The 5,010-nt window shown below is 65.7% G+C and carries 6 protein-coding genes and 1 pseudogene; 2 read left to right on the top strand and 5 right to left on the bottom strand.

Translation table 11 applies throughout. The features are described 5' to 3' along the window. Window positions 1-96 precede the first annotated feature (96 nt). From H8R17_RS44425 to H8R17_RS49690, 5 genes are all read right to left on the bottom strand, one after another. Entirely contained in the window at window positions 97-852 is a 756-nt protein-coding gene (locus H8R17_RS44425) for a class I SAM-dependent methyltransferase (RefSeq protein WP_187828840.1), read from the bottom strand. Window positions 853-1,468: 616 nt separating this feature from the next. Then, the gene (locus H8R17_RS46090) at window positions 1,469-2,386 is read right to left on the bottom strand and encodes a hypothetical protein (RefSeq protein WP_223126164.1); all 918 of its coding nucleotides are present in this window, start codon (window positions 2,384-2,386) and stop codon (window positions 1,469-1,471) included. A gap of 167 nt (window positions 2,387-2,553) precedes the next feature. Then, window positions 2,554-2,874: a helix-turn-helix transcriptional regulator gene (locus H8R17_RS44415; protein WP_187828838.1), complete on the bottom strand. Its 321-nt coding sequence runs from the start codon at window positions 2,872-2,874 to the stop codon at window positions 2,554-2,556. Next, window positions 2,871-3,347 (bottom strand): hypothetical protein, encoded by a 477-nt coding sequence (locus tag H8R17_RS44410; RefSeq protein WP_187828837.1) that lies wholly within the window; start codon window positions 3,345-3,347, stop codon window positions 2,871-2,873. The genes H8R17_RS44415 and H8R17_RS44410 overlap by 4 nt, the downstream gene beginning before the upstream one ends. 82 nt (window positions 3,348-3,429) lie before the next feature. Further along, a complete protein-coding gene (locus H8R17_RS49690; protein WP_399478115.1) occupies window positions 3,430-3,783 on the bottom strand; it encodes a hypothetical protein in 354 nt (117 codons plus the stop codon). Here H8R17_RS49690 and H8R17_RS44405 point away from each other — a divergent pair. Next, a complete protein-coding gene (locus tag H8R17_RS44405) occupies window positions 3,764-4,435 on the top strand; it encodes a hypothetical protein (RefSeq protein WP_187828836.1) in 672 nt (223 codons plus the stop codon). The two genes, H8R17_RS49690 and H8R17_RS44405, sit on opposite strands and share 20 nt — an antisense overlap. Before the next feature lie 51 nt (window positions 4,436-4,486). Beyond that, window positions 4,487-5,010 (top strand): annotated as a pseudogene (locus H8R17_RS44400) (hypothetical protein); the annotation flags it as partial.

Genomic DNA, 5,010 nt, shown 5'->3' with positions numbered 1-5,010 from the left:
GAACCGATCAACTCATCGAAGCGACCCATACCGCATCAACGAGCCCAACTACCGCAAGAAACCCACTAATTCATCGACAGGCCCTGAGTCCGGTGTTTATACCTTGCTCGCGACCACCATGTAGTTCTCGGCCTCAAGATCGAACGTGCTCAGTTCCGTTTGGAGTCCGACCCGGTGCAGCTCGACTTCGAGTTCCTCGTACCGGTAGGGCCAGCAGGACAGCAGTTCCGAGCGGACAAGAACCAACCCGGTCGCATCAACTTGCGCGATCGCAATCTCGATGTGGTGCTCCTCCTCCCAATGCGGTGCAATCTCCCAGCGGTAGACCACGACGGCATCGCGACCGTTCCGGCGGACGAGTCGGTCACTGATCTCCAGCCGGGAACCTCTGGCCCTCACGAGTTCCCAAGTGCGGGATGTGAGTACCAAGCGCCCGCCGGGGCGCAGAAGCCGTGACATCGACTCCAGAGCAGCACCCCTGCCTGTCGCGCCCGTGGCATGGTGAAGCGAGTTGCCAACGCAGAACACCATGTCGAACGTGTTGTCCTGGAAATGGTCGGGCAACTCTTCCCAGTTCGCCCGTACGGCCCGGACGGATGCCCCGAACTCCTCAGACAACTCTGCAGTCCGACGAACCATCGCCTCGCTGGCGTCAGTTGCGACAACCTGTATGCCACGACCGGCGAGGCCAACCGCCAACTGTCCGGTTCCGCACGAACAGTCGAGGACGTGAGCGTTCGACGGCAGGAGATTGAGGACGTCGTCGAACGACGCAGCGAACTCGGCTGGAGGCAACTTTGCATCCGAGATGAGCCATTCGTACACCTCGGCAAGCACGTCATAGCCTGTCACAACCACTACCTCCGTCACGCGGCAGACTCACGGTAGGACGTCAGTCCATCAGCGGAGCAAGCCGGGCACCAATGGTTTTCGTAAGGATGGCTCTGACGGTGTTTGTGGGTTGTCAGTTGTCCGTCTGAGTGGATGTCACCGGACCAAAACAACTCGGTGCAGTGGAGCCCAAAGAACTGCTTATGAACACCCCTGGGTTCCGAGGCGGTGCCGGATGAGATGCACGATCACGCGGCTCACGGCGTGCTCCCACTGGGAATGTCGGTCACGATGTCTCCAAGTGGCTGGGGGACGCGTCGTCGCTGTCCGCCGGGTCGGGTTGGAAGAAGCGGATGTAGTAGACCGGTCTCCGGGGTGATGTTGAACATCACGCACAGGTGTTGCGGGTCGGCGCCGGTGACGGCGGCCTCTTCGAGAATCCGGTCCTCACGGAGTCGCTGGTACTACAGGAGGGGTTTGAGAGCTCGGCGTCGGCGTTGTTCGTAGTGGATTCGTCGGGCGACGGCTTGGTGGGTTCGGCGCCATAGGGACTGGGCGGCGATCACGGCCGGGTGGTGCTGGACGTGCCAGATGGTCTGGTGGAGCAGGCGGCGGATCTCCTCGGCGGTGTAGTCGATCAGTTCAGGACGCTGTCCAGGGGCAGTGGCAGGTGCAGGGGCGGCCACGCTATGGCGCTGTCGGCGTCGGGGGTGGGGGCGTCGTCGGTGGCGTGGTCGCGGGGGGACGCGGCGCGGACGGTGGCGGGTGAGCGGGGGCGGCGGCGTGGCCCGCCGTGTCGCACGATGTTGATCCACACCAGGGCTTCTTCACCGATCTCCGGGTGCACGTGGCTTAGCCGACGGTGGATCCACTGGTCGAGGGGATCGGGACGGTCGTCGTTGAGGAGTTCGAGGGTGGCGAGGACTTCGGTAACCCGGAGGACGGCGCGTCGGCTTTGCTGGCGTGGCAGCGTGGCGACGGTGCTGGCCTTGATCGTCTCGTGCGGGCCGTGAACGGCGGTGAGCAGGTACAGGCTCTGTTGCACGCGCTCGCGTAGACCTGGTGACCAGCCCTGGGCGTCGGCGTGGTTGTCGGCCTGCGCGGCGACGTAGTCGGTGAAGGCGGGGTCAAGCGGCGCCACGTCGGGCACAGTGACGCGGGACATGTCCCGCGCGGCCTCGAACAGCCGGTCTTGTCGCCATCGTGGAACCGTCCAGCAAAGGGCTCTGGGCTGGTGCCGAACAGTGGCGGGGGAGGTTCGTGATCGGGGACGGCGTGCGGCGAGATGGACGCGGCGGATCTGGTCGGCGAGGAACAGCTGCTGCCCTGTGGTGGCCGCGGTGGTGAGGTCGGGACGTTGCCAGGTGCGCGGTATGGCGCGGGCCTGGCAGTGGCACAGCCGGCACACGCCCTTCTTGAGCGGGAGGGTGCGGCCGCAGGTTTGGCACCTGCCGGGCTGATGACCGCGGTTGCGGAAGGAGTTGCAGGCCGCGCACAGACCCCTACGACGCCAGATGCCCCAGGCGAAGCAGTCGCTGCAGCTGTCCGCGGACACAACGCGCGGGTGGCAGCGGCGGCAGTAGCCGCCGGCGTAGTGGTTGTCGCTGCCGCACGTTTTACAGACGGGCGGAGGAAGACTGGGATGCAGGCAGCTGAAGCAGCGCCGTCGGCCGTACTCCGCGACCTTCTCGCCGCACTGCGTGCACGGCCGCGGCTGCAGGTTCACAGCGGCGGCTCCGTCCGGCCGGCCCGGCGCTCGATCGTGGGGCGCTCGCCGGTGACCGCCGCATGGCCCGGTGCGGTCGCTGTTCGCTGGGCGCGGGCCTTCTCCGGCTCCGGGACCAAAAGGTCGTTGGGCTCGCAGCCGAGCACCTCGCAGATGACGTCGAGGTCGTCCAGGCGGATCGTGACCGGCTGCCCGGCCCACAGGTTGGACATCTTCCCAGCGCTGATCACCAGGCCTGCGTCGGCGAGCATCGCCTGCAGCTGCGAGGACTTCCAGATGTCACGCTGCGCGGCGGCCAGCCGAAGGTTCCATTTCATGACGGCTCCTGTTCTCGGCTATCCGGTGAACCGGGAGGCGACCCGCTGGCCGGCGGCGGGATCCGCACCCGCATGTTGGTCTTGCCTCGTGGGCGGTTGATCTCATCGACCGGGCACTGCACCAGCACGCCAGTCGCCGCGTAGATATCGGCCTGATGCCGCACCTCCAGGAACTCGAAGTACGTCGCCAGGGCCTGCGCCTTGCGGACCTTCGTCAGCGTGGCCAGCCGTCGCTGGTCCTCGCCGAAGAACCGGTCGAGGGCAGTCGGGATCAGCTCCCAGAGCGGGCGGCCGCACCAGCTGCGTACCTCCATCAGCGCATCCACATCGCCGGAGATCGTTTCGTCGGCGATCCCGGCCGCAGCCCGGGCGAGCACGAACTCAGACAGCAGGTCCTGCTCGAAGTCCGCTATGTCCTGCGGCGACTCCAACAGCGGTCGAGATCGGATTGGTGCCACGACAGCGAGCGACATCCCGCCCCCTCAACTTCGCCATACCCAGCGGAATCTCAGGATGCTGGATAGAAGCTCATGAATTCTGAGACTTCCTCGCTGTTCACCCTTGAGGGTGACAGAGGGCCGTCGACGCACTCCGCAGGAACGGGGGCACCGCCCGCGGGGAGCGGGGCGATGGGGAACTCAGGCGCACATTCACAACGAGCACCTCATCAGCGAGCCGGATCTTCGCCCGGTGCAGATCGTCGAGTCGAACCTTCAGCGCCTCGGCCTCGACAGGATCGGACCGAAGTTCGTGCGGCGACTTCATGTCACAGCCCGGTTTGACGACAATCTTTCCGGCTTTGGTCTCCCGCAGATCGGCCTCTTGAAGTTTTCCGAACGCACTCGGCGTGTTTGGTGTGCTGACCTGAGGTTTTGCGTCGTGGGCATGTGTGCGACGTAGGTGCTGCAAGTGTCGGCGTACAAGTGACCGCCTCCTGCACCACTGCGAGTGGTGCCGCAAGAACCGGCACGTCGGCAAGGGCCTGGAGATCCCGGCCCGCGAGAAGCTGAGCCATGTCCGGCCGACGGACGAGGACGAGCGCTGGGCGGTCAGCCGTCGCCTGATGCACGACGACGACCTCGCCATCGAGGACCGATTCGCCGGGCTCCTCGTCCTGCTCTATGCCCAGCCCCTCACTGTGGTCTCGCAGCTGCCGGTCACGGCGGTGATCGTCGAAGGGTCGCAGACGTCGCTGATGCTGGGCGACACTCCCCTGCTGCTGCCTGATCCCGTGGACAAGCTCGCCCGGCGGCTCGTCGCTCGGCGACGGGGCCACACCACGATCGGCACGACGGCAGACTCGCCCTGGCTCTTCCCCGGCGCCCTCGCCGGCCAGCCCCTCAGCAGCCATCACCTCGGGAAACGATTGAAGCGCCTGGGCATCTACTCACGTCCGGGCCGGACCTCCGCGCTGATGAGCCTTTCCACCCAGCTGCCGGCGGCGATCCTCACCGAGCTCCTGGGCATCAGCCCCGAGACCGCCACCGCCTGGACCCAGGAAGGCGGCCACTGGGCCCGATACGCGGCAGAGCTTCAGGAACGGCCGCACCCACGGGGCTGAGGTCAAAAAAGCCGACCCTCCTCATGGCCAAACCGGCCTAGGGTCCAGCACATGCAACCCGAACAGCTCAAGATCTCGTCGCAACGGTGGATGTCTGGGGCACTGGCTGCCTTCTCCCAGGGACCGGAGTCATACGACTTCGCGGTCCATCACGCCGGGGTCGCTGCAGAGCACCTCCTCAAGGCATACCTCGCGAACCTGCACCCGGCGTTGATCGTCGAAGGCAAGGACTTCAACTCACTGCTTCATGCGACAGGTCACGGCACCCTTGCCTCCATAGACCTCAGCCGAGCAAAGACCATCGGCGTCGTCGAGGCGCACGCGCGAGTGCATGGGCTCCTGCGGAAACAGCTGCCCATCGACGCTAAGACCTTCCTGCCGGTCGCCGTCGCACGCAACGGTGTTGCACATCTCGGCATCCACAACGTCGCTGAGGTCCAGACCGTCTTCACGACGTGCCTCCGGGTGATTGACCCCCTGCTCACAGACCCGGGTTCCGCAGCAAATCGGTCTCCTGGCAGGTGCTGCGTGGTGAAGTTGCTGGTCAGCGCGTTCAGGCATAGCGGCACGGCTCA

Source organism: Streptomyces sp. TRM68367, assembly GCF_014495685.1.
Classification (GTDB): Bacteria; Actinomycetota; Actinomycetes; order Streptomycetales; family Streptomycetaceae; genus Streptomyces.
This window is presented reverse-complemented; position numbering and strand designations above follow the sequence as displayed.

What these genes read in the sequence shown, in the direction of transcription:
- H8R17_RS44410 (WP_187828837.1), bottom strand. Translation starts at nt 3,347, where the DNA reads ATGTCGCTCGCTGTCGTGGCACCAATCCGATCTCGACCGCTGTTGGAG.
- H8R17_RS44415 (WP_187828838.1), bottom strand. Translation starts at nt 2,874, where the DNA reads ATGAAATGGAACCTTCGGCTGGCCGCCGCGCAGCGTGACATCTGGAAG.